Raw genomic sequence first — 13,834 nt, forward strand, 5'->3', positions numbered from 1 at the left:
CCTCCATTCGCTTTTTGAACGCCGGCTGAATGCCTGGCTGCTTCAAGGACGTAGCATGGAAGCGTGATCCGACAGTGTCGGCCGAAATTTTTCGGCGAAACCAAAATTTTCAGCGAAAAGGTGATCAGAGATCGATGATCGTACCGCGGCCGTCGTTCCACACGCGCATCTCGCGTTGGCCGTTGTTCGCTTTGGCGCGGACCGGAGCGGGCTTCATCTTCATCGAAAGCGCGCGGCCGACCATGAGCACGGTCAGGATGCCGCCGACGGCAAGCGTCACCGAAAAGGTGAGAAGCAGCATGGCCACGAAAACGGTGGCGCCGGCAAGCATGAGGAAGATGGAGCGAATGTTCTGCATGTTAGAGACCTTTCTTCGGAAAGGAATGTGGTCCTTCTCTTTCCTCTCTGCAAGGCAAGCATGGCTTTTTGTTGTTCTGTGGGAGGTTCTGGGGTGGGCTGCTTGCTTCGGCTTTCAAAGCTTGGCACTAATTCGCCATGAGCCGAAACCCGACGACCCGCTCCATCCGCCTGCGCCGTTCGGTGCTGAGCGTGCCTGCCATCAATCCCCGCGCCCTCGAAAAAACCCATGCGGTCGATTGCGATGCGGTGATCTTCGATCTCGAGGATTCCGTGGCGCCGGAAAAGAAGGCGGAAGCGCGGGACAATCTGAGGAATTTCTTTTTGGCTCGGCCGCTCCAAGGCAAGGAGCGGATCATCCGCATCAACAGTCTGTCCACCGATTTCGGCCTGGCGGACATGGAGTTGGTGACGGCGCTTGGTCCCGATGCCGTGCTGCTGCCGAAGGTCGACGAACCGCAGGATGTCATGGCGCTCAGTGACCTTCTCTCCGAGGCGGATGCATCGGAAGATCTGCGCATCTGGGCGATGATCGAGACGCCGCGCGGCATCCTGAATGCGGCTGGTATCGCCGAAGCCGGGCGCACGCCGGGCTCGCGGCTCGATTGCCTCGTCGTCGGGCTCAACGACCTGCGCAAGGAAACCGGCGTGCTGCCGCAGCCGGGGCGGAACTATCTCGTGCCGTGGCTGATGCAGGTTGTCCTTGCGGTCAGCGCCTACGGGCTCGATGCGATCGACAGCGTCTTCAACGATTTCAGGGATGAACAGGGTTTCGATGCCGAATGTCTGCAGGGCCGGGCCATGGGCTTTGCCGGCAAGATGCTGATCCATCCGGCGCAGATCGAGCCCGCCAACCGCCATTTCGGCCCGGATCCGGCAGCGATCGCGGAAGCGGAGGCGATCATATCAGCCTTTGCCGATCCTGCCTCCGATGGGCTGAACGTCATCAATGCAGACGGGCGGATGGTCGAGCGGTTGCATCTTGTCCAGGCGGAAAGTCTGGTCCATAAAGCCCGCCTGATCGCATCCCGCCAGGCTGCGGCACGAAAGACGATATGATGAAACTCTACCGCTTCCTGACCGGTCCCGACGATGCTTCCTTCTGCCATAAGGTCACCGCCGCCCTCAACAAGGGCTGGTCGCTGGAGGGCTCGCCGACCTATACCTTCAATGCCGCAACTGGCGCGATGCAGTGCGGCCAGGCCGTCGTCAAGCATGTCGAAGGCAAGGATTACGATCCCGAGATGAAGCTCTCCGAGCAGTAGCGCGTTCTGCCGAACGCGCGGTTTTAGCGCTCGGCGGCTTCCTCGGCGCTTGCCTCGATCCGCTCCATGTCATCGTCGCTCAGTCCGAAATGGTGGCCGATCTCGTGGATCAGGACGTGGGTGATGATATCGCCGAGCGTCTCGTCGTTCTCAGCCCAGTAGTCGAGAATGGGACGGCGGTAGAGGCGGATGCGGTTCGGCATCTCGCCGGTTTCCACCGTGAAACGTTCGGAAATGCCCCTGCCCTCGAAAAGGCCGAGCAGATCGAAAGGGGTTTCCAGCGCCATGTCCTCGAAAACGTCGTCATCGGGGAAATCTTCGATCTCGATCGTGAGGTTGGTCGTCAGCTGGCGGAATTCATCCGGGAGATGGCTGTAGGCCTCCATCGCCAGCGACTCGAAGGCGCTGATCGTCGGCGCATGGCGGTCCCGCCAATCATCGCTCTGGTCTATGCGGGCCATGAATATTCCTTCCTTTGCGGGCCCATATAGAACCTTTATCGCCGATTTTCGAGTGCGGAATCAAAGGCAGGAATATTTTCATAGAAAATGGCCGTTGACTCTTCATTAGCTCTCTGGAATCTATAAGAACATAACAGGAACAAGACGGATCGGAGAACGCCATGGCGCAGCACGCCCTGGCGCGCGAGCGGCTTTTTGCGCTCCGCGAAACCATTGCCCGACTGGAGGGAAGGCCCGCGCCGGCGCTTGCCGCAGCGGAGCAGGAAGCCCTGGCAGAAGGACGTAAGACCCGCCAGGAGCGCATTCTGCCGCCCCTGCCGTTTGGGGTGGAGTTTCTCGACGGCGCGCTGGAAGGCGGCTTGCCGCTCGATGCGATCACCGAATTCCGCTCGGCTCTGTCTCGTGATGCAGGCGCTGCAAGCGGGCTGGCGATGGCTGTTGCCGCGCGACTGCAAAAACAGGAAGCGGATGCCGGCAGGCTTATGCCGTTGCTCTGGATCGGCGATGCAGTCGGCACGCTGGAGGCCGGTCGTCCCTATGCCCCCGGGCTTCGGGATTTCGGGCTGAGCCCGGAGCGGTTTTTCCATGCGGCGCCGCGCAAGCTGGACGAGGCGCTCTGGCTGGCGGAGGTGGCGGTGGAAAGCGCTGCCTTCTCGGCCGTCATCTTCGAAGTGCGAGGCAATCCCGCCCATTTCGGCCTGACCGAGAGCCGCAGGCTCAGTCTCAGGGCGCATGCTGCCCGCCGTCCGCTCTTTCTTGTCCGTCAGGCCGGAGCGGAGGAGGCAAGCAGTGCGGCCTTCCGTCTGCATGTCGAACCAGCCCCGTCCGCTCTGCGGTCGTTGCCGGATGGATCGACACTTTCCGGTAGCATCGGCAATCCGATTTTCCGTCTGACGCTGGAGAAGAGCCGAAATCCGGCTCCGCTCTCCTTTCTTCTGGAGTGGAATCCCCATGAACGCGAATTTCTCCCTGTCGCCGAACCAAACCTCGTTCGTCCTCCAGGCGAACAGTCAGCGCACTCTGGCGCTCAGCTTCCCGCATCTGCCAACGGACCGCATCGCCCGCAAGCGATGGGGGCTCTCCTGGCGTTCGAAAGGGCGTCCTGAGACGCCACCTATCGTCTGTTCCGGCAAGCTCAACAATGCCATGCGGCTGACGGCACTGGACGAGTTGGCCGAAAGGCTGGGGCTGAAGAAGGAGCTGGGCGTTGCCGAAGCGCGCGCCATGTACCCCATGCTCGAGGTCGCGGAAGAGGATCCGGCGGCCGACCGCCGGTTGCTGGAAGCAATTGCCGACTGGTGCGACCGCTATACGCCGCTGGTGGCGTTCGACGGCAATGACGGACTGTTTCTCGACATTAGCGGCTGCGCTCATCTTTTCGGCGGTGAAAAGGCGCTTCTCAAGGATGTGCTGTCGCGGCTTTTCCATATGGGGTTCGATGCCCGCGGCGCGATCTCACCGTCACCCGGCCTTTCCTGGGCCGCGTCCCGCTTCGGGCAAGGCGGCGTGATCGAGGACGAAGAGACGGAACATGTGCTGATGTCCTTGCCGGTTGCAGCCTTGCGGCTGGAAGGACAAACCGTCGATGCCCTGAAGAAGCTCGGTCTGAAATATATCGGCGACGTCATCGATGCGCCGCGAGCGCCGCTGACCCGCCGGTTCGGCCCGGAGCTGCTTCTGCGTCTCGACCAGGCGCTGGGACGTGAAGAGGAGCCGGTCTCGCCCCGGCGTCCTGTTGCCAGCCTCTCGGCCGAAAGTCGGCTGATCGAGCCCATCGGGACGGAAGAGCAGATCCTTGCCGTCACCAGGCAGGTCGCCTTATCGCTGCAGCCGTCGCTGGAGGCGCGGGGGGCTGGCGGGCGGGTGTTCGAACTGGTCCTGTTCCGCGTCGACGGCAGGGTCTTTCGTATCTCCGTCGGCGCTTCCCAGCCGCTTCGCGAACCAAAGTTCATCGCCGGACTTTTTTCCGAGCGATTGCAGGCGGTCTATGACGACCTCGATGCCGGCTATGGTTTCGAGATCCTGCGGTTGAATGTGTTGCGGCACGATCCCTTCAACGAGGCGCAGGGTGATTTCGAGGGCGACCGGCAGGGAGAAATCTCGCTTTCGGCCTTCGTCGACCGGGTCTCGGCCCGGCTTGGGGCGGATTGCCTGCAGAGCTTCCAGCTCCGCGAGAGCCATGTGCCGGAACGCGCCGTCATCACGGTCCCTGTGATGGAGAGCCTTCGCAGCCGGAAGGCAGCGCAGGACATCCAGCTTCCTTTCCGCGAAGAGCGCCCGCTGCGGCTTTTTGCAACGCCGGAGCCTGTCGAGATCATGATCGCCGAAGTGCCCGATGGCCCGCCGCAGACTTTCCGCTGGCGGCGCATGCGGCATCAGGTGGCAAGGAGCGAAGGGCCGGAGCGGATTGCCATGGAATGGTGGATCGACGGGAGTGATGCGGAAGCACGTGACTATTTCCGCATCGAGGACGAGACCGGACATCGCTTCTGGATCTACCGTCGAGGCGTCTATGGTCAGGAGCTTGATCCTCGCTGGTTCATGCATGGCGTGTTTGCATGACTACCGCGCCTGCATTTTTCGAGATCGGCACGAGGACGAATTTCTCGTTCCTCGAAGGTGCATCGAAGCCGGAGGAGATGGTCGTGCAGGCCGCTTGGCTGAAGCTCCGCGGCCTCGGCATTGCCGACCGGAATTCGGTTGCCGGCGTGGTGCGGGCACATGCGCAGGCGGAGCAGCTCGAGGAGAGATACAAAAACAGGGATGCGATTTTAGCCGAGGCGAAGAAGAAGGGGAAAACGGAGGTTATTCTCGATCCTGTCCGGGTTCAGCCAGGCGCCCGTCTCGTCTTTTCCGATGGAACGCCTGATATCCTCGCCTATCCCCGTAATCGGCGAGGTTGGGCAAATCTCTGCCGTCTGCTCAGCGCCGGTAATTTGAAAGACGAGGCGGTCAAGGGGACCTGCATACTGACGGAAGCGGAGCTCATGGAATGGGGAGATGAGATGATGCTCGCTCTCGTTCCCGACCGCACCCTTGTCGATAGTCAGGCCGGTCAATCGGCGCTGAAAGATTATCTGGAGCGGTTCAGCGGGCGGTTCCGCAAGGCTTTTCATATGGCGCTGGCGCCAGCCTATGACGGCCGCGACAGGCAGGTCTTTGCGGTGCTTGCCATGCTTGCCGTCCGAAACCGCGTGCCGCTGATTGCGACCAACCAACCACTTTACCATCATCCCGAGCGCCGGCCGCTTTCGGATATCGTGATCGCGATCCGAGAGCACGTGGAGATATCGCAAGCCGGATTTCTGCTGGCACCGAATGCCGAGCGCTACCTCAAGGATTCACGTGAAATAATCAGGATCTTCCGGGACTATCCTGGTGCGATCGACAATACGCAGGCCTTTTTCGGCAAATTGACATTTTCGCTGAAGGAACTGGAGCACAATTATCCGCCGGAAAACGATCCTGGTGAAACGCCGCAGGAGACTCTCGAAAGGCTGACGAGAGCGGGAGCGGCAAGACGCTATCCCAAGGGTATCCCGCCCAAGGTGGCGCCACAGATCGAGTATGAACTCGATCTCATTAAAAAAAAGAAATATGCTTCTTATTTCCTGACGGTTCACAGGATCATCCAGCACGCCCGCTATGAACTTAAGGTCTTGTGCCAGGGGCGCGGATCGGCGGCAAATTCGGTCATCTGTTATTGCCTCGAGATAACGGAAGTCGACCCTCAAAAGAGTACGCTGCTCTTCGACCGCTTCATTTCGATGGATCGTGACGAACCGCCGGATATCGACGTTGATTTCGAGCATGATCGACGCGAAGAGGTCATCCAGTTCATCTATAAGAGATACGGCATAGAACATGCCGGGTTGACGGCGGGGGTGACCACCTACCGGACCCGTTCGGCCGGCCGTGAGGTCGCCAAGGCCTTCGGGCTGTCGGAAGATGTCCAGTCGGCGATTAGCAGCCTCGTCTGGGGTTGGTCTGAGGATAATCTCTCGGAGCGGGATGCCAAGGCCGCCGGCCTCGACGTCAAGGATCCGGTGACGCAGAACGTGCTGAGATATGCCTCCGAGCTTCTCGGTTTTCCGCGCCACCTCACCCAGCATGTCGGCGGGTTCGTCATCACCCAGGACCGGCTCAACGAGGTGGTGCCGATCATGAAGACGGCGATGCCGGATCGATACATGATCGAATGGGACAAGGACGATCTCGACAACGTCAAGATCCTCAAGGTGGATGTGCTGGCGCTCGGCATGCTGACCTGCCTGCGGAAGGCCTTTTCGCTGCTTGAATTGCATTACGACGTGAAGAAGACGCTCGCAGACCTCGGCAACAAGGAGCATGGAGATGAGGGCAAGCCGGTTTACGACATGATGGGCCGGGCCGATACGCTTGGCGTCTTCCAGATCGAAAGCCGGGCGCAGATGAGCATGCTGCCGCGCTTAAAGCCCAGAATCTTTTACGACCTCGTTATTGAAGTTGCGATCGTTCGGCCAGGTCCGATCCAGGGCGACATGGTGCATCCCTATCTGAAGCGCCGGGAGCAGCGGGCCAAGAACATTCCGATCAAATATCCGAGCAAGGAGCTGGAAACGGTTCTGGAAAGAACCCTCGGCGTGCCCTTGTTCCAGGAACAGGCCATGCAGATCGCCATTACCGCCGCAGGCTTCAAACCGGCGGAAGCCGACAAGCTTCGCAGAGCGATGGCGACATTCAAGAGAACGGGTACGATCGGCAACTTCGAAAAGCGGTTTATCGAGGGAATGGTCTCAAAGGACTATGATCCTGAGTTCGCGAAGCAATGTTTCAACCAGATCAAAGGCTTCGGCGAATACGGTTTCCCGGAAAGCCATGCGGCCTCCTTCGCGCTGCTCGTCTATGCCTCCTCATGGCTCAAGGCCTATTATCCCGATGTTTTCTGCGCGGCGATGCTGAACTCCCAGCCGATGGGCTTTTATGCACCGGCGCAGCTGGTGCGGGATGCACGCGAGCACGGGGTAAGGATCCTGCCGGTCGATATCAATGAATCGAACTGGGATTGCGGTCTGGAAGAGGCCGCTTTCGATCGGAATGCCGTCGATTTTCGACATCATGAGATGCGCGAGATCATCAAGAGCCGGCATGCGGTGCGACTCGGCTTCCGGCAGATCAAGGGCCTTTCGACAGACGATATGGAACGGCTCGTCAGCCATCGAGGCGAAGGTTACAGCTCGGTGCGCGATCTCTGGCTGCGGTCCGGTCTGCAGAAATCGGTCATCGAGCGACTGGCGGATGCCGATGCGTTCCGATCCCTCAAACTATCACGACGCGACGCGCTCTGGGCGGTGCGGGCGCTGGATGTGAAGAGTGCTACTGAGGAGCTGCCGCTTTTCGAGCGGGTCCGTCATGTCGATCTCCAGGCCGAGCCTGCGGCGAAGTTGCCGGAAATGCTGCCCGGAGAGCAGGTCATCGAAGACTATCGTTATCTCTCACTGTCGCTGAAGGCGCACCCCGTCTCCTTCCTGCGTGAGGAATTGCGCAAGGCGGGTGTGACGCGCAATGTCGATCTGTTGAAGGTCGCAAACGGAAAGCGGGTGACGATCGCGGGCCTCGTGCTGGTGCGCCAGCGGCCGGGTTCGGCCAAAGGCGTGATCTTCATGACGCTGGAAGACGAGACCGGCGTGGCCAATGCGATCGTCTGGTCGAAAATGTTCGACAAATACCGCTCGGTCGTGATGGGCGCCCGGCTGGTGAAAATCCGCGGCAGGCTGCAAAACCAGAGTGGGGTGATCCATACCGTCGTCGAGCATATCGAGGACATGACGCCGGCGCTCGGTATCCTGCAACGCGAGGCCCGGCGTTTCGGCGTCTGCGAGCGGGCAGACGAGGTGCTGAGGCCGGGCGTCGATCAGCGGCAGAAAAAGCTTGTTAATGTGCAGGAGAGGGCCGAGCTGGAAAAACGGATGGTTGCCACAGGCCGCCATGCGGGCGCGGCGGAAACCGCTGAGGTGATGGCGCGCGGACGCAACTTTCATTAAAAATGCATCGCACCGATCAAGACCATGCGGCGCGCTTTCATTTGCCTTATGGCGTCATCATCCTGAAACCGCTGCATAATCCTGGACGATATGCATGAAGGCCTCACCGGACACCGCTGTTCAACGATGCGGGACTCGAATTTTTTCTTGACAGCCACCATCTTCTTTAGCAGAAAACACGATAGTCAGTGTCATGTTTGGAATGAAGACGTGCTCGTCTGCAGCTGCAATTATATAACCGATAAAGAAATCCGGGAGGTTATCACCAACCTTCTCGATGAAGACTGTTGGCAGCTTATCGTGCCTGCGAAAGTCTATCACGCTATGGAGAAACGCGGCCGCTGCTGCGGCTGTTTCCCCAACGTCGTCGACCTCATTATCCAGACAACCGAGGACTATCACGCCCGTCGCCACTCGACGGAGGCCGAAATATTTGATTTCATGTCCCGCTTGAAACAATTCCATGAGGAAAACAGGAGAGCGGACATTGAAAGGCGACAAAAAGGTCATCGAGCGGCTTAACGAGGCGTTGTTCCTCGAACTCGGTGCGGTCAACCAATACTGGGTTCATTATCGTCTTCTTGAGGACTGGGGTTACACCAAGCTCGCCAAGAAGGAGCGCGCCGAATCCATCGAAGAGATGCACCATGCCGACCGGCTGGTTGCACGCATCATCTTCCTCGAAGGCCATCCCAATCTGCAGACCCTTGCACCCCTGCGCATCGGCCAGAACGTCAAGGAAGTTCTGGAAGCCGATCTTGCCGGCGAGTACGACGCCCGCGCGGCCTACAAAAAGTCGCGCGATATCTGTCATGACGCCGGCGACTATGTTTCCATGAAACTTTTCGAGGAGCTGCTGGCGGACGAGGAAGGTCATATCGACTTCCTCGAAACACAGATCGACCTGCTCGAGAAAATCGGCGAGGCCAAATACGGCCAGCTCAACGCCGATTCCGCCAACGAAGCCGAATAAGATTCGAACGGGATGCCGGCCGCCGATGGCGGCCGGTGATCCTATTCCTGCCGCCAAGACAAACGGAGGCAGTCATCCTGCCGTGATCAATCTTCCGATTGAAGTGTTTCCAAGTGCTGGAACTCGGCCACCACCTGCTCATAGACGGCGCGCTTGAAGGGCACGATCAGCTCCGGCAGTTGCTGCATCGGCTTCCATTCCCAGGCATCGAATTCCGGCTCATGGCCGCCAGGCGGCGGATTGATGGCGATCTCGCTGTCGTCGCCGTCGAAGCGGAAGGCGAACCAGCGCTGTGTCTGGCCGCGGAATTTTCCTCTCAGCCCGATGCCTATCAGCGCCGGCGGCAGATCGTAGTTGATCCAGTCTCTCGCTTCGGCAAGCAGGGTCACCGTCTTCATGCCGGTCTCCTCGTAAAGCTCACGGTAGGCGGCGTCCAATGGATCCTCGCCCTTGTCGATGCCCCCCTGTGGCATCTGCCAGAGCTGTGGCGAGCCGTCATATTCGGAATTACCGTCGGAGATACGTCGCCCGGCCCAGACGAGGCCATCGCGGTTCAGGATCATCACGCCGACGCAGGGGCGGTAGGGCAGATCCTCGGCTTTCACGGTCGCCTGGCTCATCTTCTTCTCCGTTCTGGGATTCTTCTCAAGGAATCTCTCAAGGATCCATCTCAAGGATTCTTGGGGTCGTTGGAAAGGGCGGCAACGCCGACGATCTCGATGCCGCGCATCGCGGCCTCCTCGCTCCATTTCGCTATGGCGTCAACGCTCTCATCGAAAGCCGAGGCGACGCCGATTGCCTGGCCGTTCTTGCGGGCGATGCGCTCGAGCTCATCGAGCTTCTTCAGGACGGCGTTGATATCGAGCTGGCCGTCGAGCTGCAGGTCGGCGAAGGCATAGGGCAGTTCGGTTCCCTTGGCGATCGCCGCCGTCTTCGACTGCGCTGATGTGCCATCGTCGAGAAACAGCAACCCACGCTTGCCGATGTCGCGCATGACTGGTTCCATGGCAGCGGGATCAGACAAGAAACGGCCGCCGAGGTAATTCATGACGCCGGTATAGTTGGTGATCTCGCCCATCGCTTTGTGCAGGTTTTCGATGTTGCGGGCAGCCGGTTTCGTGGTCAGCAGGGTTTCGGGGCCTGGATCGTTCGCCGGGTAATCAAATGGTTCGAGCGGCACCTGCAGAAGGATCTCGTGACCGCCGCGGCGGGCTTCCTGCATCCAGCGCTGCAGGCTGTTGCCGCTTGCGGCAAAAGCGAAGGTGATCTCTTCGGGGAGTTCGGCGATGGCGCGCTGCGTTCCGGTCTGGCTGAGCCCGAGGCCGCTGACGACGATGGCGATGCGGACGCCACGCGCGCCGGACGAGGGACGCGCATATTGATCCATCGGCCGCCGGCCATCGGGACCGACGATCGGCAGCCTGCCAAAGGGCGTCTCTTCGAGCAGCGCGTCATTGGGCTGGGCTGCCATGCGCGGATCCTGGCCGATCTGCATGGCGTCGACCAGCACCGGCCCGCCGCCGTCGCGCGGGCGGGGACTGTATTTGGTGACGACCGAGCCGTCGCCGGTGACCATCTGCTCGACATTGGCGCCCGAGCGCGGCTCGGCGCGGGGCATACCGTCCGCCGCTTGGCCCGTGGTGGCCGTCGGTGGCTGAGGCGCATTGGCAGGGGGTGTTGCGGCTTGTTCGGCCGCCGGCGGTTTGGTGCGTTCGAGCTCATCGCCGCGAAATGCCGTATAGAGGGAAAAGCCACCTATCGCGAAAAGGCAAAGGCTGGCGGCGATGCGGCCCAGGCGCAGAATACCCGGACGCCGGCTGCCGGTTTTGCGGTTGCGGCCCAAAGGCGCATGCAGGTCCGTTCCCAATTTTTCGCCCGCTCCAAAACCGGGAAACAGCAGAAAGGGTCAAGGCCGGGCGAGGTGCCCGGCCTTGACGTGATTGATTACTTGGCGACGACGGCCTTGTCCGGGTTCGGCGGGAAGGCCGGATCGGTCTTCTTGCCGCGCAGAAGGTCGAGCGCGTAGTTCAGCTGAACGTCGTCCTTCGGGTCCGGCGGGACGTAAGCAACGGAGCCCGAACCTTCGTCCGTCTCGCTCTGGCCCTTGATGTGGCCGCGCAGGCTGGATTCGCCTTCGGTCACCATCTTGCCCTGCAGTTCCTGCGGCAGCGGCTCCTCGACCTTGATGTCGGGGGTGATGCCTGTGCCCTGGATCGAGCGGCCCGACGGCGTGTAGTAGAGCGCCGTGGTCAGGCGCAGCGCGCCGTTTTCGCCGAGCGGGATGATCGTCTGGACGGAGCCCTTGCCGAAGGAGCGCGTGCCGAGAACGGTGGCACGGCGCAGATCCTGAAGGGCGCCAGCGACGATTTCCGATGCGGAAGCCGAACCGCCGTTGATCAGCACGATCACCGGCTTGCCATCCGTCAGGTCGCCCGGGCCTGCATTGAAGCGGCGGGTTTCATCCGGATTGCGGCCGCGGGTCGAAACGACTTCGCCACGCTGCAGCAGGGCATCGGAGACGTTGATAGCCTGGTCGAGCAGACCGCCAGGATTGAGGCGCAGGTCGAGAACATAACCCTTCAGCTTGTCGGCCGGAACGGTGTCCTTGATCTTCTTGATCGCCTTTTCCATGTCAGGATAGGTCTTCTCGGTGAAGGAGATGATGCGGAGATAACCGACATCGTCCTCGACACGCGATTTGACTGCCTGGACGGCGACGACGTCACGAACGATCGTCAGCTCGATCGGCTTGTCGGCACCCTTGCGGATCAGCGTCAGTTTGATCGGCGTGTTGACGGCGCCGCGCATCTTTTCGACTGCGTCTTCCAGCTTCAGGCCGCGGACGGACTGGCCGTCGATCTCGGAGATGTAGTCGCCGGCGAGAACGCCGGCCTTGGCGGCGGGCGTATCGTCGATCGGGGTGATGACCTTGACGAGTTCGTCTTCCATCGTGACTTCGATGCCGAGGCCGCCGAACTCACCCTTGGTCTGGGTGCGCATGTCTTCGGCGTCCTTCGCATTCATGTAGCTCGAATGCGGATCGAGCGAGGAGAGCATGCCGTTGATGGCGTTCTCGATCAGCTTGTCTTCCGCAGGCGGCGTCACATATTGCGCACGCACACGCTCGAAGACATCTCCGAAAACCGAAAGTTCCTTGTAGGTCGAGGATCCGGCCGCTTCTGCCGGCACACCCGCCGAGTAAATGACGCTCATTGCGGTCGCACCCATCAATGCGCCGACCAGAACAAGAGAAGCCCTACGAATCATTGCGTGCCTTTCCAGTGTCTTTGGCGGTCCACCACGGCCGGGAATCGACCGGTTTACCGTCCTTTCGAAATTCAATGTAAAGCGTTGGCCGGTTGGTTTCCAGCGCCAATGCAGTTGCGCTTGCCACTCTTTTCGCGCCCATCACGGCAAGCGGCTCGCCGGAGAAAACGAATTTTCCCTGACGGGTATTGATCGTATCCATGCCCGAGAGAACCAGATGGTATCCATCGCCCGCGTCGAGGATGATCATCTGGCCGTAACTGCGGAATGCGCCGGCGAAAACCACCAGACTATCCGCCGGCGCTGTCACCACCGTCTCTGGATTGGTGGCCACCGTCATTCCCATGGCTTCGTGCCCGGTGCCGTCGGCATCGCCGAACTGGCGCAGGATATCGCCCGTAACGGGCACCTCCAATTTCGCCTTCAATTCTCCGAAGGGATATGCGGGCGCAATGCGGTTTTTATCGGGCACGCCGCTGTCGGCGAGCGCCTTGGCCTGGGCGCGCTGCTCGTCCGTCAGCAGCTTGCGGTTCTCCTCGGCCTGACGGGCTGCAGCGGCGGCATCCCGCACCGAAGCGATCTCGGATTCCATCGAGGCGACCAGGCCTTCAAGGCTCGTCGCCTTGCCCGCCAGCTCCTCGGAGCGTTTCCTTTCGGCCTCGAGTTCGGCGGCGTTGCTGCGGCTGAGCTTGTCGTTTTCGGCAAGCAGCAGGTCCATGCGCCGCTCTTCCTCGATGCCGTTGGTGATCGTCGCGGTCAGAGAGGCCTTCTCGGCAGCACTTGCGGTCTGCAATGCGGCGAGGCTTGCGAGGTCTGCGGCAAGCTTGTCGGTCTCCTTGCGGATGCCGGGCACGACGGCGCCGAGCAGAATGGCGCTGCGCACGGAGGCGAGCGCGTCATCGGGGGTGACGAGCAAAGCGGGCGGCGGGTTGCGGCCCATACGCTGGAGCGCTGCCAGCACCTCGGCCAGCAGGCCGCGGCGCTCGTGCAGGGAACGGTGGATGCCATCCTCCTTGACGCCGAGATCGGCTAGCTTGTTCTCACTTTCGAGGATCTGCTTTTCGAGCGTCTTGCGGCGGGCGGCGGAATCGATCAGTGCCTGGCGGATGCTTTCCGTGCTCTTTTCGAGATCGGCAATGCTCTGCTGAAGCGCGCTCACCTTGTCGGTGGAGAGGCTGATCGTCTTCGACAGGGTTTCGAGTTCGGCACGGGTCTGGTCACGCTTGGCGGCAAGTTCGGCTGCCGGATCGGGCGGCGGCGGCTCGGCTGCCGGCTGCGGTGCGGATTGTGCCGCCTCGGGCGCGGCATCCTGCGCCCGGACGATGAACGGATTTGCCGACATGACAATCACCGCCACACCGACGCCGGCCGCGATAGCCGGCAGGATCATGCGGTGTCGCCTGGTGGATGCTCTCGTCATGCGTGTTGGGGCACTTTCTCAAATCGCGCGGAGACTAAGCTGATTTGGTACGCTTTGCCAGAAAGTTT

At 60.9% G+C, this 13,834-nt stretch carries 13 protein-coding genes; 7 read left to right on the top strand and 6 right to left on the bottom strand.

The genetic code is table 11. The annotated features are described in order from the left end of the window. Positions 1-124: 124 nt before the first annotated feature. Complete coding sequence (locus tag A6U98_RS09255; protein WP_017962593.1) at positions 125-358, bottom strand: hypothetical protein; 234 nt, start codon at positions 356-358, stop codon at positions 125-127. Between the two features lie 137 nt (positions 359-495). On the opposite strand from A6U98_RS09255, the gene A6U98_RS09260 reads away from it, so the two are divergent. Together A6U98_RS09260 and A6U98_RS09265 are read left to right on the top strand one after the other, a co-directional pair. After that, the gene (locus tag A6U98_RS09260) at positions 496-1,416 is read left to right on the top strand and encodes a CoA ester lyase (RefSeq protein WP_064649424.1); all 921 of its coding nucleotides are present in this window, start codon (positions 496-498) and stop codon (positions 1,414-1,416) included. After that, positions 1,416-1,622: a DUF1737 domain-containing protein gene (locus tag A6U98_RS09265; protein ID WP_064649772.1), complete on the top strand. Its 207-nt coding sequence runs from the start codon at positions 1,416-1,418 to the stop codon at positions 1,620-1,622. Before A6U98_RS09260 ends, A6U98_RS09265 begins: the two co-directional genes overlap by 1 nt. A 23-nt stretch (positions 1,623-1,645) precedes the next feature. Here the strand turns inward: A6U98_RS09265 and A6U98_RS09270 are convergent, their stop codons facing one another. After that, positions 1,646-2,083, bottom strand: coding sequence for a metallopeptidase family protein (locus A6U98_RS09270; RefSeq protein WP_003543974.1), 438 nt, complete (start codon positions 2,081-2,083; stop codon positions 1,646-1,648). 161 nt (positions 2,084-2,244) lie between these two features. On the opposite strand from A6U98_RS09270, the gene A6U98_RS37565 reads away from it, so the two are divergent. The 5 genes from A6U98_RS37565 to bfr all read left to right on the top strand — a co-directional run bounded on the left by A6U98_RS37565 (position 2,245) and on the right by bfr (position 9,079). Then, positions 2,245-3,189 (top strand): hypothetical protein, encoded by a 945-nt coding sequence (locus A6U98_RS37565; RefSeq protein WP_064649426.1) that lies wholly within the window; start codon positions 2,245-2,247, stop codon positions 3,187-3,189. A gap of 10 nt (positions 3,190-3,199) precedes the next feature. Further along, the gene (locus A6U98_RS09280) at positions 3,200-4,645 is read left to right on the top strand and encodes a DNA polymerase Y family protein (protein ID WP_280950220.1); all 1,446 of its coding nucleotides are present in this window, start codon (positions 3,200-3,202) and stop codon (positions 4,643-4,645) included. Then, positions 4,642-8,106: an error-prone DNA polymerase gene (locus A6U98_RS09285; protein WP_064649430.1), complete on the top strand. Its 3,465-nt coding sequence runs from the start codon at positions 4,642-4,644 to the stop codon at positions 8,104-8,106. Before A6U98_RS09280 ends, A6U98_RS09285 begins: the two co-directional genes overlap by 4 nt. Positions 8,107-8,196: 90 nt before the next feature. Next, complete coding sequence (locus A6U98_RS37570; RefSeq protein ID WP_082933858.1) at positions 8,197-8,628, top strand: (2Fe-2S)-binding protein; 432 nt, start codon at positions 8,197-8,199, stop codon at positions 8,626-8,628. Then, a complete protein-coding gene (gene bfr / locus A6U98_RS09295) occupies positions 8,594-9,079 on the top strand; it encodes a bacterioferritin (RefSeq protein WP_064649434.1) in 486 nt (161 codons plus the stop codon). The genes A6U98_RS37570 and bfr overlap by 35 nt, the downstream gene beginning before the upstream one ends. An 86-nt stretch (positions 9,080-9,165) precedes the next feature. Here the strand turns inward: bfr and A6U98_RS09300 are convergent, their stop codons facing one another. From A6U98_RS09300 to A6U98_RS09315, 4 genes are all read right to left on the bottom strand, one after another. Then, positions 9,166-9,699, bottom strand: a complete 534-nt coding sequence (locus tag A6U98_RS09300; RefSeq protein ID WP_064649436.1) for an RNA pyrophosphohydrolase — start codon at positions 9,697-9,699, stop codon at positions 9,166-9,168. A 50-nt stretch (positions 9,700-9,749) separates the two neighbouring features. Beyond that, on the bottom strand, positions 9,750-10,946 hold the full coding sequence (locus A6U98_RS09305; RefSeq protein WP_064649438.1) for a divergent polysaccharide deacetylase family protein: 1,197 nt from the start codon (positions 10,944-10,946) through the stop codon (positions 9,750-9,752). Positions 10,947-11,023: 77 nt separating this feature from the next. Continuing rightward, positions 11,024-12,346, bottom strand: coding sequence for a S41 family peptidase (locus tag A6U98_RS09310; RefSeq protein WP_017995549.1), 1,323 nt, complete (start codon positions 12,344-12,346; stop codon positions 11,024-11,026). Continuing rightward, positions 12,336-13,736: a murein hydrolase activator EnvC gene (locus A6U98_RS09315; RefSeq protein WP_064649440.1), complete on the bottom strand. Its 1,401-nt coding sequence runs from the start codon at positions 13,734-13,736 to the stop codon at positions 12,336-12,338. Before A6U98_RS09315 ends, A6U98_RS09310 begins: the two co-directional genes overlap by 11 nt. Positions 13,737-13,834: the final 98 nt, after the last annotated feature.

This window comes from Rhizobium sp. WYCCWR10014, from assembly GCF_001657485.1.
GTDB lineage: Bacteria > Pseudomonadota > Alphaproteobacteria > Rhizobiales > Rhizobiaceae > Rhizobium.